This window comes from Cellulosilyticum sp. WCF-2 (assembly GCF_003990395.1).
In the GTDB taxonomy this organism is placed as follows: Bacteria; Bacillota; Clostridia; order Lachnospirales; family Cellulosilyticaceae; genus Cellulosilyticum; species Cellulosilyticum lentocellum.
Window position 1 is genome coordinate 2,323,132 of sequence record NZ_CP034675.1, and the last position, 16,213, is coordinate 2,339,344.

The 16,213-nt window shown below is 34.8% G+C and carries 12 protein-coding genes; 10 read left to right on the forward strand and 2 right to left on the reverse strand.

Translation table 11 applies throughout. The features are described 5' to 3' along the window. Position 1 precedes the first annotated feature (1 nt). The 3 genes from EKH84_RS10380 (at position 2) to EKH84_RS10390 (ending at position 4,466) form a co-directional block, all read left to right on the forward strand. Entirely contained in the window at positions 2-769 is a 768-nt protein-coding gene (locus EKH84_RS10380) for an ABC transporter ATP-binding protein (RefSeq protein ID WP_127066233.1), read from the forward strand. After that, on the forward strand, positions 759-2,777 hold the full coding sequence (locus EKH84_RS10385) for an FtsX-like permease family protein (protein ID WP_127066234.1): 2,019 nt from the start codon (positions 759-761) through the stop codon (positions 2,775-2,777). Before EKH84_RS10380 ends, EKH84_RS10385 begins: the two co-directional genes overlap by 11 nt. Before the next feature lie 285 nt (positions 2,778-3,062). Then, a complete protein-coding gene (locus tag EKH84_RS10390) occupies positions 3,063-4,466 on the forward strand; it encodes an amidophosphoribosyltransferase (protein WP_127066235.1) in 1,404 nt (467 codons plus the stop codon). Between the two features lie 62 nt (positions 4,467-4,528). On the opposite strand, the gene EKH84_RS10395 is transcribed toward EKH84_RS10390, so the two are convergent. Continuing rightward, positions 4,529-5,380 carry a helix-turn-helix domain-containing protein gene (locus EKH84_RS10395; RefSeq protein ID WP_190283570.1) on the reverse strand — a complete coding sequence of 284 codons (852 nt, stop codon included), beginning with the start codon at positions 5,378-5,380 and terminating at the stop codon, positions 4,529-4,531. A gap of 123 nt (positions 5,381-5,503) precedes the next feature. Here EKH84_RS10395 and EKH84_RS10400 point away from each other — a divergent pair, with 123 nt between their 5' ends. After that, on the forward strand, positions 5,504-6,967 hold the full coding sequence (locus EKH84_RS10400) for a UDP-N-acetylmuramoyl-L-alanyl-D-glutamate--2,6-diaminopimelate ligase (RefSeq protein WP_127066237.1): 1,464 nt from the start codon (positions 5,504-5,506) through the stop codon (positions 6,965-6,967). Between the two features lie 62 nt (positions 6,968-7,029). Here the strand turns inward: EKH84_RS10400 and EKH84_RS10405 are convergent, their stop codons facing one another. Next, positions 7,030-8,502, reverse strand: a complete 1,473-nt coding sequence (locus tag EKH84_RS10405) for an SGNH/GDSL hydrolase family protein (protein ID WP_127066238.1) — start codon at positions 8,500-8,502, stop codon at positions 7,030-7,032. A 230-nt stretch (positions 8,503-8,732) separates the two neighbouring features. Between EKH84_RS10405 and EKH84_RS10410 the strand changes: the two genes are divergently transcribed. The 6 genes from EKH84_RS10410 (at position 8,733) to EKH84_RS10435 (ending at position 16,150) form a co-directional block, all read left to right on the forward strand. Further along, positions 8,733-9,656 (forward strand): NUDIX domain-containing protein, encoded by a 924-nt coding sequence (locus EKH84_RS10410; protein WP_127066239.1) that lies wholly within the window; start codon positions 8,733-8,735, stop codon positions 9,654-9,656. Positions 9,657-9,874: 218 nt separating this feature from the next. After that, positions 9,875-10,351, forward strand: a complete 477-nt coding sequence (locus EKH84_RS10415) for an NADH-quinone oxidoreductase subunit NuoE family protein (RefSeq protein ID WP_127066240.1) — start codon at positions 9,875-9,877, stop codon at positions 10,349-10,351. Between the two features lies 1 nt (position 10,352). Continuing rightward, positions 10,353-12,227, forward strand: coding sequence for an NADH-ubiquinone oxidoreductase-F iron-sulfur binding region domain-containing protein (locus tag EKH84_RS10420; RefSeq protein ID WP_127066241.1), 1,875 nt, complete (start codon positions 10,353-10,355; stop codon positions 12,225-12,227). Positions 12,228-12,229: 2 nt separating this feature from the next. Continuing rightward, entirely contained in the window at positions 12,230-13,918 is a 1,689-nt protein-coding gene (locus EKH84_RS10425) for a [FeFe] hydrogenase, group A (RefSeq protein WP_127066242.1), read from the forward strand. Between the two features lie 3 nt (positions 13,919-13,921). Further along, positions 13,922-14,176, forward strand: a complete 255-nt coding sequence (locus EKH84_RS10430; RefSeq protein ID WP_013656602.1) for a (2Fe-2S) ferredoxin domain-containing protein — start codon at positions 13,922-13,924, stop codon at positions 14,174-14,176. A gap of 195 nt (positions 14,177-14,371) precedes the next feature. Continuing rightward, a complete protein-coding gene (locus EKH84_RS10435; protein ID WP_127066243.1) occupies positions 14,372-16,150 on the forward strand; it encodes a peptidoglycan DD-metalloendopeptidase family protein in 1,779 nt (592 codons plus the stop codon). The last annotated feature ends 63 nt before the right edge of the window (positions 16,151-16,213 follow it).

The following is a 16,213-nucleotide window of genomic DNA, read 5'->3' on the forward strand; positions in this document are numbered from 1 at the left end:
AATGGAGAATATATTAAAGGTAAGTCATATAGAGAAATACTATGGCACAAGAGGAAATATTACACAAGCTGTAAATGATATTAGTTTTGAAGTAGAATCGGGTGAATTTATAGGGATTATGGGAGCTTCAGGAAGCGGTAAAACAACACTTCTCAATTGTATTGCTACTTTAGATCAGGTCACTTCAGGTCATATTTTAATTAAAGGGAAAGATATTACTGCTTTAAATAGTAAGAAGCTAGCTAGCTTTAGAAGAGAGGAGCTAGGTTTTATTTTTCAAGACTTTAATCTGTTAGATACCTTGACTGCTTATGAAAACATTGCGCTAGCGTTAACCATTATTAAGACGCCAGCAAAAGCTATTGATGATAGGATTAAAGAAGTTGCTAAGAGGTTAGAAATAGAAGAGGTTTTAAATAAATATCCTTATGAAATGTCAGGGGGGCAAAAGCAAAGAATAGCAGCAGCAAGAGCGATTGTGACCAAACCTAGCCTTATTTTAGCAGACGAGCCGACAGGGGCTTTAGATTCAAAAGCAGCTAGGATGCTTCTTGAGAGCTTTGAAAAACTGAATAAAGAATTACAAGCGACTATTTTAATGGTTACTCATGATGCTTTTACAGCTAGCTATTGCAGTCGTATTTTATTTATTAAAGATGGAAAGATTTTTAATGAAATTCATCGCGGTAACCGTAGTAGAAAAGACTTCTTTAATCAAATCATTGAGATTGTGACGTTACTAGGGGGTGACTTAAGCAATGTTTTTTAAGTTAGCGATTAGTAATGTAAAAAAAAGCATAAAAGATTATTTAGTTTATTTTTTGACCTTAAGTTTAAGTGTTTGTATTTTTTATATTTTTAATGCCATTGACAGCCAAGAAGTTATGCTGAATATCTCCAGTTCTCAAAAAGAAATCTTAGAGCTTTTATCAGTAAGTATAGGTTATGTATCTATTTTTATTTCAGTAGTCCTAGGATTTTTAATGGTATATGCCAATAAATTTTTAATTAAAAGAAGAAAAAAGGAACTAGGTTTATATCTCACACTAGGAATGAATAGAGGGACTGTTTCTAGAATGCTGATTTTAGAGACCTTTATTATTGGTTTGTTTTCTTTGGGTACAGGATTATTAGTAGGTATTTTTGCCTCACAGGCTTTATCTGTCGTAACGGCTAAGCTTTTTGAAGCTAATTTAAAAGCTTTTGTATTCATTTTTTCTAAAGGGGCTTTTTTAAAGACGATTTGCTATTTTAGTATCATATACATTATTATTATGATTTTTAATACCATGACTATTTCTAAGTGTAAGTTGATCGAACTAATTTATTCCGGCAAAAAAAATGAACGCCTACGAGTAAAGCGTATAGGCGTTTCAGTAATTTTATTTATTTTAGCAGTTATGAGTTTAGGCGTAGCGTATTATCTTATTTTAGAAAATGGCTTAATGCGTATCAACAAGCAGTTTATTTGTTCTATTGTATTGGGGATTGTTGGAACCCTTCTTTTCTTTGTATCATTAGGAGGCTTCTTAATTCGTTTAGTGGAAACAAGTAAGTCTGTTTATTTTAAGGGACTAAATTTATTTGTCTTGAGACAGCTTAATCATAAAATTAACACTGCTTTTGTATCAATGTCAGTCATCTGTATCATGCTCTTTTTAACCATAGCAGGCTTAGCTAGTGGCTTTTCAGTAGCAAGAGCATTTAATGGGGAGTTAGAAACTTTAACGCCCTTTGATGCTACCTTTGAGGCTTATAGTGCTTATAAAGGAGAGCTAGGTTTAAAGGAGGGTATTCAAGCGAGCCTGGAAAAAACAGGTTTTCCTTTTAAGGAGCTAGTTAAGGAGTCTTCAGAGCTTATCCTTTATCGTACAGAAGTAACATGGGAAGACCTTTTAGGGGATATAGAGGAACTAGCTGCAATGGAAGCTTGGGAGTATACTAAGGAACAGCCTTTTTATGTGATGAGTGCTACAGACTATAACAAAGCCTTAGAGATGCAAGGTCTAAGTCCTATTGAGCTAAAAGAAGATGAATTTGTGATGAACTGTAACTACGGTCAAACCAAGCCTTATCTCAAACAGTTTTTAATAAATAAAGGGCAATTAACAATGAATGGCAAGCTATTAAAAGCAGCTACCAAGGAAGTACTTACTACTACTTATGAAAATCAAAATATGGCTATGAATGTAGGAACACTAATTGTACCGGATCAATTTGTAGAAGGGGGAGACATTTATATTAGGATACTGAATGTTAATTACCCAGGAAATACACAGGAACAAGAAAAACTATTTAATACAGCCATTTATAAGCTATATCCAACCAGTGAAGGGAGACCGTATTCTTTGCTGATGACACGAATAGGTATTTATGAGAATAGTGCAGGGCTATCAGCCATGGTAACTTACTTAACGATTTATATTGGTATGGTATTTCTTTTAGCTTGTGCAGCTATTTTAGCGCTTCAACAGCTTTCAGAAGCGGCAGACAATAGTGAACGTTATGAACTGCTTAGAAAATTAGGGGCAGAAGAAGGCATGGTTAATAAAGCTTTATTTATGCAAATAAGTATTTATTTTATAATGCCTCTTGTTTTAGCGGTTATTCATTCGATTGTAGGTTTAAAAGTAGGAAGTGATGTGATTAGTATTTTTGGAGGATATGAGCTAACTAATAATTTATTTCTTGCAGCAGCTGTTATTTTAGTGGTGTATGGTGGCTACTTTATAGCAACTTATATGAGTAGCAAAAATATTATTAGAGCTAAACGTTAGTAGAGTAAATATAAAAGTATAAAAAGAAAGCTTATACAAAAATAAGCTTTTTTTTGTGCTCAAACTAGTATAGCTTATTCATAAGCTACTACTACTACACCTTATCTTTAGGATAGCCCCTCATCTTCCTGAGTAAAGGCATAGAATAGATAGGGCGATAGTTAAAATTAAAATAAAATCACTTACAAAATCCGAACGATGATATGTAAACTTGTTTTATTGTTCGAAAATGTGTATAATAAAATATATACAATTATAAAATAATGTTTAACAGGGAGATATCAAATGGGTGGAATTTTTGGAGTAGCATTAAAAAAAGATTGTGTCTTAGATTTATTTTTTGGAACAGATTATCATTCACACTTAGGTACTAGAAGAGGAGGGATGGCTGTTTATGGGGAAAAAGGCTTTAACCGTTCAATCCATAACATTCAAAATTCACCCTTTCGTACAAAGTTCGAAAAAGATGTAGAAGAACTATCAGGAAATATTGGCATTGGATGTATTTCAGATACTGAGCCTCAGCCTTTATTAGTACAATCGCATTTAGGGAGTTTTGCGATTACAACGGTTGGAAAGATTAATAATACGGAAGAGCTTGTGGAAAAGACCTTTCAAAATGGTAATACACACTTTTTAGAAATGAGTGGGGGCAATATTAATCCAACAGAACTTGTAGCTGCTTTAATGAATCATAAAGATACCATTGTGGAAGGGATTCAATATGTTCAAGAATGTATCAAAGGATCTATGACTTTGATTGTGATGACTAAGGAAGGTTTATACGCAGCCAGAGACCTCTATGGCAGGACACCTTTATCAATAGGAAAAAAAGAGGAAGGCTATTGTGTTGCCTTTGAGAGCTTTGCTTATATTAATTTAGGCTATAAAACCCAATACGAATTAGGGCCTGCTGAGATTGTCTATGTCACACCAGAAGGGATGGAGACCGTCAGCCCGGCGAAAGAAGAAATGAAAATTTGTACCTTCTTATGGATTTATTATGGCTATCCTACTTCTACATATGAGGGGATAAATGTTGAGAAAATGCGTTACGATTGTGGTAAAATGTTAGCTAAAAGGGATCATGTAACACCAGATATAGTAGCAGGTGTGCCAGACTCAGGAACTGCCCATGCCATTGGATATGCCAATGCTTCAGGTATTCCTTTTGCAAGGCCATTTATTAAATATACCCCAACATGGGCAAGGTCATTTATGCCAACTAGTCAAAATCAACGTAATCTCATTGCACGTATGAAACTTATTCCAGTAGATGCATTAATTAAGGATAAAAGCTTATTATTAATTGATGACTCTATTGTACGTGGTACTCAGCTGAGAGAAACAACAGAGCTACTATATGAAAGTGGCGCAAAAGAAGTACATATTCGTCCAGCTTGTCCGCCTTTATTATTTGGCTGTAAGTATTTAAATTTCTCTCGTTCTAATTCAGAGTTAGATTTAATTACAAGAAGAATCATATTAGAAAGAGAAGGAGATAAAGCTGAAGAAATGCTAGAGGATTATGCTAATCCAGATAGTCAAAATTATAAAGAGATGATAGATACCATTTGTAGACAATTGAAGTTTACTTCTCTTAGATTTCATAGATTAGATGATATGATTGAATCTGTAGGTATCAAACCTTGCAAGCTTTGTACTTACTGCTGGAATGGAAAAGAGTAAAATCTCCTTTCATTATAAAGAAGAAAAACTAGAAGAGGTGTTGCTCATTTGCAGCATCTCTTCTAGTTTTTATATTGTAGTAAATAGGCTTTGGGAGTGGTATGAAACTCCTTCTTAAAAGCCCTAGCAAATTGACTATAGTCTGTAAAGCCACAACTTATATAAACTTCAGAAGGAGATATACCATCTTGAAGGAGATGAGAAGCCTTAATAAGACGCTTTTTTTGTATATACTGATGTAAGCTATATCCGGTTTCTGTTTTAAAAAAATGCATTAAATAGTGTTTGCTCAGATAAAAGGTAGTAGCTAATTCACTAATAGGAAGAGGTTTTTCTAAATTGATATTAATGTAGTCAATAAGTTGAGTAATACGCGGATGATAGACAATATCAGGTGAAGTTACTGAATGATTTGCTTCTAAGATGTAACGATTAAGCCAGATAAGCAGCTGGGTTAAGTGAACAGTTTCTAATAACTCATGGGCGAAGAGGTTATCTTTTTGAGAAGTTTCTAGCTGTTCTAATAAGTGGCGAAAGTGTTTTTGATTTTTAGTAGTAAGACGTAATAAATGTGATTGGTCGCAGGATGTATAAAAACACTGCATACAATCTTCTGAGACTATATGTAAATGAGGATTAAGCCATAAAACAATACGTTCATAGGGTTGTTCATGGTGAATAAGTGGTTTATGTAGAGCATTGTTAGGAACTAATAGTAAATCACCAGGGCGCAAATGATAATATTTTCCTTCTATACAATACGTGACAGAACCTTCTATAAAGAGGATGAGTTTATGAAAATCATGATAATGCATAGAGAAAGTTTGACTTTCCTGATCCCTTAAATGAAAAAATAAATAATCCTGATGCAAATAACCTTTGCGTTTATTTAAGCCGTCTTCTGTATTATTCATAATAACCTCCTTGTATAAGTTTGCTTTATTATAGCACTTTTTACATAGTAAGAAGCATTTTTTGCAGAGATAATATGAAAAGAGTAGCATACAATTAAGTAAATACTAGGGAGGTGACCTATAATGATAGGGAAAAAATTAGTGGATTTATTAGCGGGTGTGGATTATAAAGTACTACAAGGAAAGATAGAGCACGAGGTAAAGCACATAGCATGGGATACAAGAACCATGGTAGAAGGCGCTTTATTTATTTGTGTTAAGAATAGAAATGTAGATCGTCATTGTTTCGCACAAGAAGCAATTAAACAAGGGGCAACTATTTTAATGATTGAACATGAGATTGATCAAGTACCTGAAAAAGTAACCATTATTCAAGTAGATGATAGCCGTAAAGCGATGTCTATTATCGCCCAAAATTATTATGAAAAACCCGGTGAAGCTTTAAAAATGATAGGTGTAACAGGAACTAATGGAAAAACTTCGATTACCCATTTTATTGCACAGGCTTTAAGTACTTTAGGTGAGAAAACAGGTGTTATTGGAACAATCCGTAATACGCTAGAGGGAGAAAAGCTAAAGACTAAAAAAATTAATCCCACAACACCGGATGCCATTGAACTACAGGCTAGCTTAAAAGAGATGTTAGATAAGGGAGCAACCTATGGTGTGATGGAAGTAACCTCTTCAGCTTTAGCTCAAAATAGAGTTTATGGGATGGCCTATCAAGTAGGGGTTTTTACGAATTTAACTCAGGATCATTTAGAAGAACATGGTACGATGGAAGCATACGGGGCCGCTAAGTTAAAGCTTTTTAAAAATTGCCGAATAGGTATTGTTAATCAAGATGATCTGATGGCGGAAAAAATTAAACAAGAAGGTCACTGTAAGGTAATTACCTATGGCATTGATAAAAAAGCAGATTTTAAGGCTGAGCAGATTCATCAAGGATTAACCGGTGTAGACTTTAAGCTAATCTATTTAGGAAAGCAATATTCGGTTAACTTTCCAGTACCAGGACGTTTTAGTGTGTATAATGCACTAGCAACAATTGCTACTCTTGTGAGTTTGGGATATGAATTAACTAACATTCTAGAGGCACTTCATTGGATTAATGAAGTACCTGGGCGTTTTCAAATCATTCCTAATACCAAGGGTGTTTTAGTAGTAGTAGATTATGCACATTCGCCTGATAGTTTAAAACAACTTTTACAAACGACAAAAGATTTAATTTCAGGGAAGCTTACTGTGGTCTTTGGATGTGGGGGAGATAGAGATACCAGTAAAAGAGCTGAAATGGGGACTATGGCTGGAGCCTATAGTGACTTAACCATTATCACCTCTGATAATCCAAGAAATGAAAAACCAGAACAGATTATGGCGGACATAGAAAAAGGTATCTTGGAAGTTAAGGGAAGATATGAAATGATTAAGAATCGTAAATTGGCTATTGTGGCGGCATTAGCAGAAGCTGAAGAAGGAGATGCAGTAGTTATTGCTGGTAAGGGACATGAAACTTATCAATTGATAGGTAATCAGAAGTGGCATCTAGATGATTGCGAAATTGTGAGTAATTATTTAAATGCTTAAAATAAAAATGGGTGCTGAAGTATTCAGTACCCATTTTTATTATGAATGGCTTATCATCTTAGTTAACGATATTTTTGGATAACAGCAGCTAGTGTGTCACCCATTTGTAATTGCCCATAGCTATTATTAGGATGAATACCATTAGAAGCTTTAATCACAGGTATTGTAGCACCATCGATGGTTTCAGTAGTTTCTTTATAATCAAAGCCGTTAGTTGTATCTAAGGTAAGATGCATAGGGGCAATATAAATACCTTGTTGTTTGCTTTGTTCATTATCATAGGTTTTTAGTAGATAATAGGTGGCAATTTTCATATTGCGATCGTATTTGTTATAGAAAGCTTGATGACTATCTGTAACAATTTCTGTATTTGGTGCTGGCGTAGGGGTACAAAGAATAATCTTAATATGAGGATCATAGGCCTTAATAGAAGCGATCATTTGATTAAGCTTACGTATATACCCCTCCATATCCTCTAGAGCGTTATTATAACCAAAATCATTGGCACCTAGAAGAATACTCACATGAGTAGGAGCACCTTCGGTATAAGCAGCTGCAAAGCGTTCCATATATTTTGAAAAGCTAAATTCAAAGGTTGTAGGCTGAATGGCCATAGATTCCCAACTAGTGCCTGTCCATTCAATCCATTCGCTTCCTTTAGGACGGCTAGGATCTACCATGACGTCACCTTTTAAAGGATACTTATAATAACCATTCATATCATAAAGGTAAGGACCTTTACTTTTCCAATCTCTAGCGATTGTTTGGAAACCAGCATAAATAGGATTAGTAGAGTCGGTGTAGCAAATATTTTTCCAATCACGGGTGTTACCTTTATAGCGAGCCCCATCAATAGTTGTAGGAAACATAAATGGACTATCTAGCTCAGAGGAATTAATGGCAGTAAAATAACGATTTAAGGTCCAACCGCCACGGCCTTCTCTGGCAGAGATACCGTCTGTTTCATAAACTCTTGTTCCCAATACTTTGACATTAGGAAGTTTCTTTTCAACTTGATTTAAATAAATACCAGCTCTAGTTAAACTGTCACCAATAGCAAGCAGTCTTACAGGGGTTGTGTTCGAGGTATCTACCAATTCAACAGAAACATTTTGTTCTGCAAGAGTTGTATCATTACTTAGATAAAAGTTTAAATCAAAACGTTTATTTAAAGGATATTCATTTAATGAACCTGTTTTAAAAGACCAAGAGTCTTCTGAAGCTATCCCATAAGATGATACAACGTTTAAATTATAGTTGGAAAATTGAGATAAAAAGGCGTTTTTATTAAAAATAGTATAGTTCTCTACAGTTGTATTGGTGCCTTCTAAAATAAAAAGCTCTTTAGGTAAAAGAAGTCCTTCCACATTTAAATTCGTATAATCTAAAATCGTTGTATCGGTTTTAAGGTTTTCACTTGTTAAAGTTTGATTTTCTATGGGATTAAAGGTTGCTCCTAAAGTAATCTGACCTAATAAAGTTGTAGATAATAACAAAACAGCACATTGTGTGACAAGACGTTGTCGTAATTTCATAGTTGATGCGCACCTCCAAGCTATAGTTTAGCGTGAACTAGCTAGTTTTACAATATAGTCAAGTGGAAATGTTATGAAATAGAAATAAAAGAAGCCTATTTGTTATAAAAGTAAAGTTAAAAAGTAATAAATCCATTGATTTTTAGTAAAAAATCTTCTCAATATGATATAATAAGTGATAAAATAAATTGATAGTATAAAATGATACTAAGTAGAAAAGTGGTGAGTGAATGGAACTCCTAAGAGATAAAAATGGATTAACGGAGCAAGAATTTTTACAAAGCTATGATTTAGCTAAATATGAGAAGCCTTCTGTAACTGTAGATATGTTGTTGCTTACAGTAGGAGATAAGGAAAATACTGATATTAGGAAACTGCCAGAAAAAGAACTAAGAGTACTTCTAGTAAAAAGAGGTGAGCATCCTTTTCTAGGAAATTGGGCGCTTCCTGGTGGATTTGTAGGCATGAAAGAAGGCTTAAGGGAAGCTGCTTATCGTAAAATTAAAGATGAAACGAATGTAACGGATATTTATCTAGAACAGCTTTATACCTTAGGGGAAGATCAAGAAGAAGTAGAAAGGGACCCTAGAACCAGAGTTATTTCTACTTCCTATATGGCATTGGTAGACGAATCAAAATTGAAACCAAGTGCACATCGTACAACAGATGAAGTAAGCTGGTTTAGTGTTAAGAAAAAACCTACTTTTAGTGGAAAACAGGGCTATGCCTTTGTAGAAACCTATGGGCTTACTTTAGAATCAGATGATGGCGCCATAAAGATAGGCTATCAAATTAAAGAAGTATACGAGTCAAAGACGCCTTATCCTGTAAAAACCACTAGATATGAGAAGCTAGATGGTTATGAAGATGGTTTGGCATTTGACCACTATAAATTAATCGACAAAGGTTTAGAACGTCTTAAAAATAAAATTGAATATACACCTTTAGCATTTACACTTTTACCTGAATACTTTACTTTAAGTGAACTTCAAAAGGTATATGAAGTTATTTTGGATAAAAAACTTTTGAAAGCTAACTTTAGAAGAAAAATTGCTCCAATGGTAAAGAAAACAGAAATCATACAAAAAAGAGGACATCGTCCAGCTAATTATTATCAGTTTAATGAAGAATGGCAACATGATTTTATGGGATAATCAAGTGAAAAACAGGCAATAAGTCTATACAATGAAAAAACACTATCTTACAGTATGTTAAATATGCTGAAAGATAGTGTTTTTTATTGTGATAATTCTAAATAATTTGCAAGTCATATTGACAAGATATTAACAAAGTAGTAATCTGAATAATGATTATTGTTAATAAATTAACATAAATTTCAAGTTAGAGCACCAGTTAAAATAAGGAGGCAATTATGGGAGAAGTTATTAAGTGGCATGAACTAGATCAGATACTTGAAAGAAATGGGTTAGAGCCAAGTAGTATTATTAGTATTTTACAAGATATTCAAGAGATTTATCGCTACATACCAGAAGAGGTTTTTCCTTATTTATCAGAAAAATTAGGGATGAGTACTGCCAAAATTTATGGTGTAGCTACTTTTTATGAAAATTTTTCATTAGAACCTAAAGGAAAGTATGTTATTAAGATATGCGATGGTACAGCCTGCCATGTTAGAAAATCAATTCCTATTTTAAATGCCTTAAGAGAAACCTTAAGTTTATCAGAAGAAAAGGTAACGACAGATGATTTATTATTTACAGTAGAAACGGTTTCTTGTTTAGGTGCTTGTGGACTTGCTCCCGTTATGACCATTAATGATAAGGTTTATGGTAGTATGACACCGGAAAAAGCAAAAGCTTTATTATCTGAACTAAGGGAGGAAGACTAAGATGCTAAAAGATAGAGCAGATTTAGTGCAAATGAGGATAGCTTGCAAGGAAGCACTTGAGTTAGAAAAAATAAAAATCTTAGTTTGTTCAGGAACAGGTTGCATTGCAAGTGGCTCCTTAGAGATTTATGAAGAAATGCTAAGGTTAATGAAAGAAGAAGGACTTAATTGTAGTGTGAATTTAGAAGAAGAACCACATGACTCTTCAATTGGTATGAAAAAAAGTGGTTGTCATGGCTTTTGTGAAATGGGACCTCTACTTCGAATAGAGCCATGGGGTTACTTATACATAAAAGTAAAGGTAGAGGATTGTAAAGAGATTATAGAAGAAACGATTAAAAAAGGTCAGTGTATTGAACGTCTTATTTATAAAAAGGATGGTAAGGGCTATAAAACCCAAGCAGAAATTCCTTTTTATAAAAAACAGACAAGGCTTGTTTTAGAGCATTGTGGGCATATTGATGCTACATCTATAAAAGAATATTTAGCTGTAGGGGGCTATGAAGCCTTAGAAAAGGCTTTATTTGATAGGGATGATGAAGGCATCATTCATGAAATTACAGAATCCAATTTACGAGGTAGAGGTGGTGGTGGTTTTCCTGCTGGTAGAAAATGGACACAGGTAAGACGTCAAGTAGAACCTACGAAATATGTTGTATGTAATGGAGATGAAGGAGATCCAGGTGCTTTTATGGATAGAAGTATTATGGAAGGTGACCCTCATCGTATGTTAGAAGGTATGATGATTGCAGCTAAAGCTTGTAAGGCAAGAGAAGGATATATTTATGTGAGGGCAGAATATCCATTGGCTATTAGTCGTTTAAGAAAAGCAATTGATGAGGCCAGGGAGTATGGTTTATTAGGTGAGCATATTTTAGGAACAGACTTTAGCTTTGATATTAAGATTAATAGAGGAGCGGGGGCTTTTGTTTGTGGTGAAGGTAGCGCGTTAACCGCTTCAATTGAAGGAAAACGTGGGATGCCTCGTGTGAAGCCACCACGAACAGTTGAACAAGGTTTATTTGAGAAACCTACTGTACTTAATAACGTAGAAACCTTTGCTAATGTGCCACTGATTATTTTGAATGGGGCTGACTGGTATAAAGGAATAGGACCAGAGAAGAGTCCTGGAACTAAGGCTTTTGCTTTAACAGGTAATATTGAAAATACAGGACTTATAGAAGTGCCTATGGGAACCACCTTAAGAGAAGTCATTTTTGATATTGGTGGTGGTATGAGAGATGGTGCTAATTTTAAAGCTGTTCAAATTGGAGGGCCATCAGGAGGTTGCTTAACCAGTGATGATTTAGATTTACCACTAGATTTCGATTCTTTAAAGAAGGCTGGTGCTATGATTGGCTCAGGTGGTCTAGTAGTTATGGATGAAAATACTTGTATGGTAGAAGTGGCACGTTTCTTTATGAACTTTACTCAAAATGAATCTTGCGGCAAATGTGTACCCTGTAGAGAGGGAACTAAACGTATGCTAGAGATTCTAGAGCGTATCGTAGTAGGTGGAGGAGAAGAGGATGACTTAGACCAGCTTTTAGAATTAGCAGATACGATTTCTTCTACAGCACTTTGTGGGCTAGGAAAAACAGCTGCTTTTCCGGTGGTAAGTACGATTAAGAAGTTTAAAGGTGAATATCTAGCGCATATTGTAGATAAAAAATGTCCATCTAAAACATGTCAAAAGCTTCGTCAGATTTATATTGATGAAGTACTTTGTAAGGGCTGTTCAAAATGCGCAAGAAGCTGTCCTGTAGGGGCGATTTCAGGACAAATTAAGGAACCATTTAAAATTGATGAAAAGAAATGTATTAAATGTGGTGCCTGCATCGGGGCTTGTGCATTTAAAGCAGTGAAGGAGGATTAAAGATGAGTGGACAGTTTATGTTAATAGATGGCATGCCTGTAGAAATTAATGGAGAGAAAAATATATTAGAATTAATTAGAAAAGCAGGAATCGAGCTGCCTACCTTCTGTTATTATTCAGAGCTTTCCGTATACGGTGCCTGCCGTTTATGTATGATAGAGAATCAGTGGGGGGGAATAGAAGCATCCTGCTCTACACCACCTAAAGCAGGAATGGAGATTTACACAAATACACCTAGACTTAGAAAATATCGTAAAATGATATTAGAGCTTATTTTAGCCAATCATTGTAGAGACTGTACGACTTGTGAAAAGAATGGAGGCTGTAAACTTCAAGAACTTGCTATGCGATTTGGCATTAATCAAGTTCGTTTTAAAAATAGTAAAAAAGAAGTGCCATTAGATACTTCTTCTAGAGCCATTGTACGTGATGAAAGTAAGTGTATTTTATGTGGCGATTGTGTTAGAATGTGTGATGAGATGCAAAATATTGGTGCCATCGATTTTGCTCATAGAGGTACCAATATGCGTATTAGTACAGCCTTTCATAAGCCTATTAGTGAATCTAAATGTGTGAGCTGTGGCCAATGCGCGGCAGTATGTCCAACTGGAGCTATCGTTGTGAAAAATGATACACAGGCTATTTGGAATGTAATAAGTGATCCAGAAACTAAGGTGATTGTTCAAATAGCACCAGCTGTAAGAGTGGGCATTGACCAATCTTTAGGTGAAGAAAATGGGCATAATGTTATGGGAAAAATTATTGCTGCTTTAAGACGTATGGGCTTTGATGAAATTTTTGATACAACGACAGGAGCAGATTTGACTGTATTAGAAGAAGCCAATGAACTCTTAGAACGTATAGAAAAAAAAGATACATTGCCACTTTTTACTTCCTGTTGTCCAGCATGGGTAAAGTATGTAGAGAACAATCATCCAGAGCTCATCAGTCAAGTTTCTTCTTGCCGTTCACCTATGGAGATGTTTGGAGCTGTTTTGAAGGAACATTATAGTCATTCTAGGCGTAAGGTTATTGTTGTAGCAGTGATGCCTTGTACAGCTAAAAAGGAAGAAGCTGCAAGAGATGAACTGAAGCGTGATGGCATTCCAGATGTGGATTATGTACTTACAACTAGAGAACTTATTCAAATGGTAAAAGAATCCGGTATTGTCTTTAATGAGTTAGAGCCGGAAGCTGTAGATATGCCTTTTGGTGTAAGTAGTGGTGCAGGTGTTATTTTCGGTGTAACAGGTGGGGTAACAGAAGCAGTTATTCGTCGTCTAGCTGATGACAAATCAACAACTAGCTTACGTAGTATTGCTTTTAACGGTGTAAGAGGCATGGCAGGTGTAAAGGAAGCAGAGATACCTTTTGGAGAGAACTATTTAAAGGTGGCCATTGTAAGTGGACTTAAAAATGCAGAAGATTTGATTATAGCTATGAAATCAGGAGAAAAGCATTATGACTTTGTAGAAGTAATGGCTTGCCCAGCGGGTTGTGTGGGAGGAGCTGGTCAGCCATTTGCCAGAAATGAAGAAAAAGCTATACGTGGGAAAGGACTTTATGAAGCCGATCGTTTAAGTAGTATTAAGCGTTCTGAGGAAAATCCTCTTATTATGTCTCTTTATTCGGGCGTTTTGAAGGGAAAGGTACATCAGTTATTACATGTGGATTACATAGGAAAGGAGTAAGTCATGGAACTAAAAATTTGTATAGGAAGTGCTTGCCATATTAAAGGGTCCTATAATGTGATCAGCGCTTTTCAACAACTTATAGAGGAATATCAAGTTTTTGAACAAGTGGAATTAAAAGCAGTATTTTGTTTAGGTCACTGCACTGAGGCTGTATCAGTACAGATCGATCAGGGGGATATTTATAGTGTGTCAGGAGCTACGGCTAGAACATTTTTTAAGGAAGAAGTGCTTACGAGATTAAATGGGGAAAAATAGATAGTAGTTAAGGTTGAGTGATAAGAAAAAGCATTGTCAATAATGGCAATGCTTTTTTGTATTTGAATAAATTACCAGTAATACATAATGTTAGTTAATAGTTAGTTAATATTTACGTAACATTTATAAGGTAAAATGGCAGAGATAGCTTGATATAGCTAGAACTCAAATTAAAAGTAAGAGAAGGTGAGCAATATGCCGTCCTTTGTGGAACAGATTAAAAATAATAAAAAAGTAAATAAAATGATTATAGGTGGTGTAGTCATTACTTTGGTGGGTGGAAGCTTACTTTGGTATAATACTAGAAAAAATGCTTATGCACTTTCTGTAAATGGTGAGGTAGTGGCTGTCGTAAAAGAAAAAGAACAAGCTACAGCAGCTTATGAAGAACTTGTAACATCGCTTAAGAAAGATATAGGGGTAGACATAGCAGTTAATGAAACCCTTGAATTAGAGCCCATACATAGTAAGGCATCAGAAATGAATACTTATGATGAATTAGTCAAAGCTTTAAGTGAAAATATTAGCTATGGTGTAGAGGCATATGAAATACTTGTAGACGGAAACAGCTATGCGGTTATAGATAGCCAAAGTGCAGCAGAAACAATCTTAACAGAAATCGCTAAAGCTTATTTACCAGCTAAAGGACAGTTAACATTAGAAGTTGCAACTGTAGAAACTGAAACATCAGGAGAAACAGAAGTTAGTCAAGGTGAAAGAGCTGAGGAAGAAAATAGAGCAGAAGCACAAGTTACACAGTCGCCTAATACAGAATCGACTGAAGTAACAACAACTACAAATAATCAAGAAATAGAAAAGGTAGAAGTAGCAGATGCATTGCCACAAGAAGAGGTAACTAATAAAGTATCTGTAGGAAACATTCAAGTCGAAGAAAATGCAGAGGAAACGGAAGAAACTGAAAAGCAAGAAGGTCAAAAGATTCAACGTACAATGCATGGTTTGGATTTTAATGAAGAAGTAACAGTACGCAATGTTTATGTTGATCAAAGTGAGATTTTATCAGCAGAAAAAGCAAAAGAAGTATTATTAGATAAGCGTTATGAGACCATTACTTATGAATTAAAAGAAGGCGATAATATATGGGATATTGCAGTTAAGCATGGGACAACCATGGAGAGAATTTTAGAACTTAATTCACAAATTGTAGATGAAACGAGAATGCAAATAGGAGATGTTATTCAATTAGAAGTACCTAAACCTATTTTATCTATTTCTACAGTAGAAGAAGCTACTTTTAAAGAACTTATCCCAGGTGAAATAGAATATGTTGAGTTCTCTGACTTATATAAAGATGAGACTAAAATATATCAAGAAGGAAATGATGGACTAAAAGAACTTACAGTAGAAGTAACAAAGGTGAATGGTGTGGAAGTGAGTCGTCAAACTATTTCTGAGAAAGTATTAAAAGAACCTAAAACGAAAGTCATTGCTTATGGAACAAAAGAAAGACCAGTAGTTACTAAACCAACTACCAATAGTGGAAGTAGTTCAAGTAATAGTTCAAGTAGTTCAAGTAATAGTTCAAGTAGTTCTAATAATTCAAGTAACAGTGGAAGCAGCAGTAAACCAAGTACTTCTTCAGGGAAATTTATTCATCCATTAAAAGGTGCAGGAAGAGTTTCATCTGGTTATGGTTCAAGATGGGGAAGCTTCCACAAAGGAATAGATTATGCAGCATCAGCAGGTACACCTATTTATGCGTCAGCAGCAGGACAAGTTATTTATTCAGGCTATAATAATGGTGGCTATGGTAAACTTATTATTATAGATCATGGTAATGGCTATCAAACTTATTATGCACACTGTAGTAGCTTATATGTGAATGTGGGAGCTTATGTTTCACAAGGACAAAACATTGCAGGGGTAGGTTCTACAGGAGATTCTACAGGTAACCATCTTCATTTTGAGGTGAGAAAAAATGGAACACCTATTAATCCGACTAGTGTGTATTAGTTTAATACAAAAATTTTAAATCAATAAATTAAATCAATTAAATCAATTAAAACAATTGAAAGA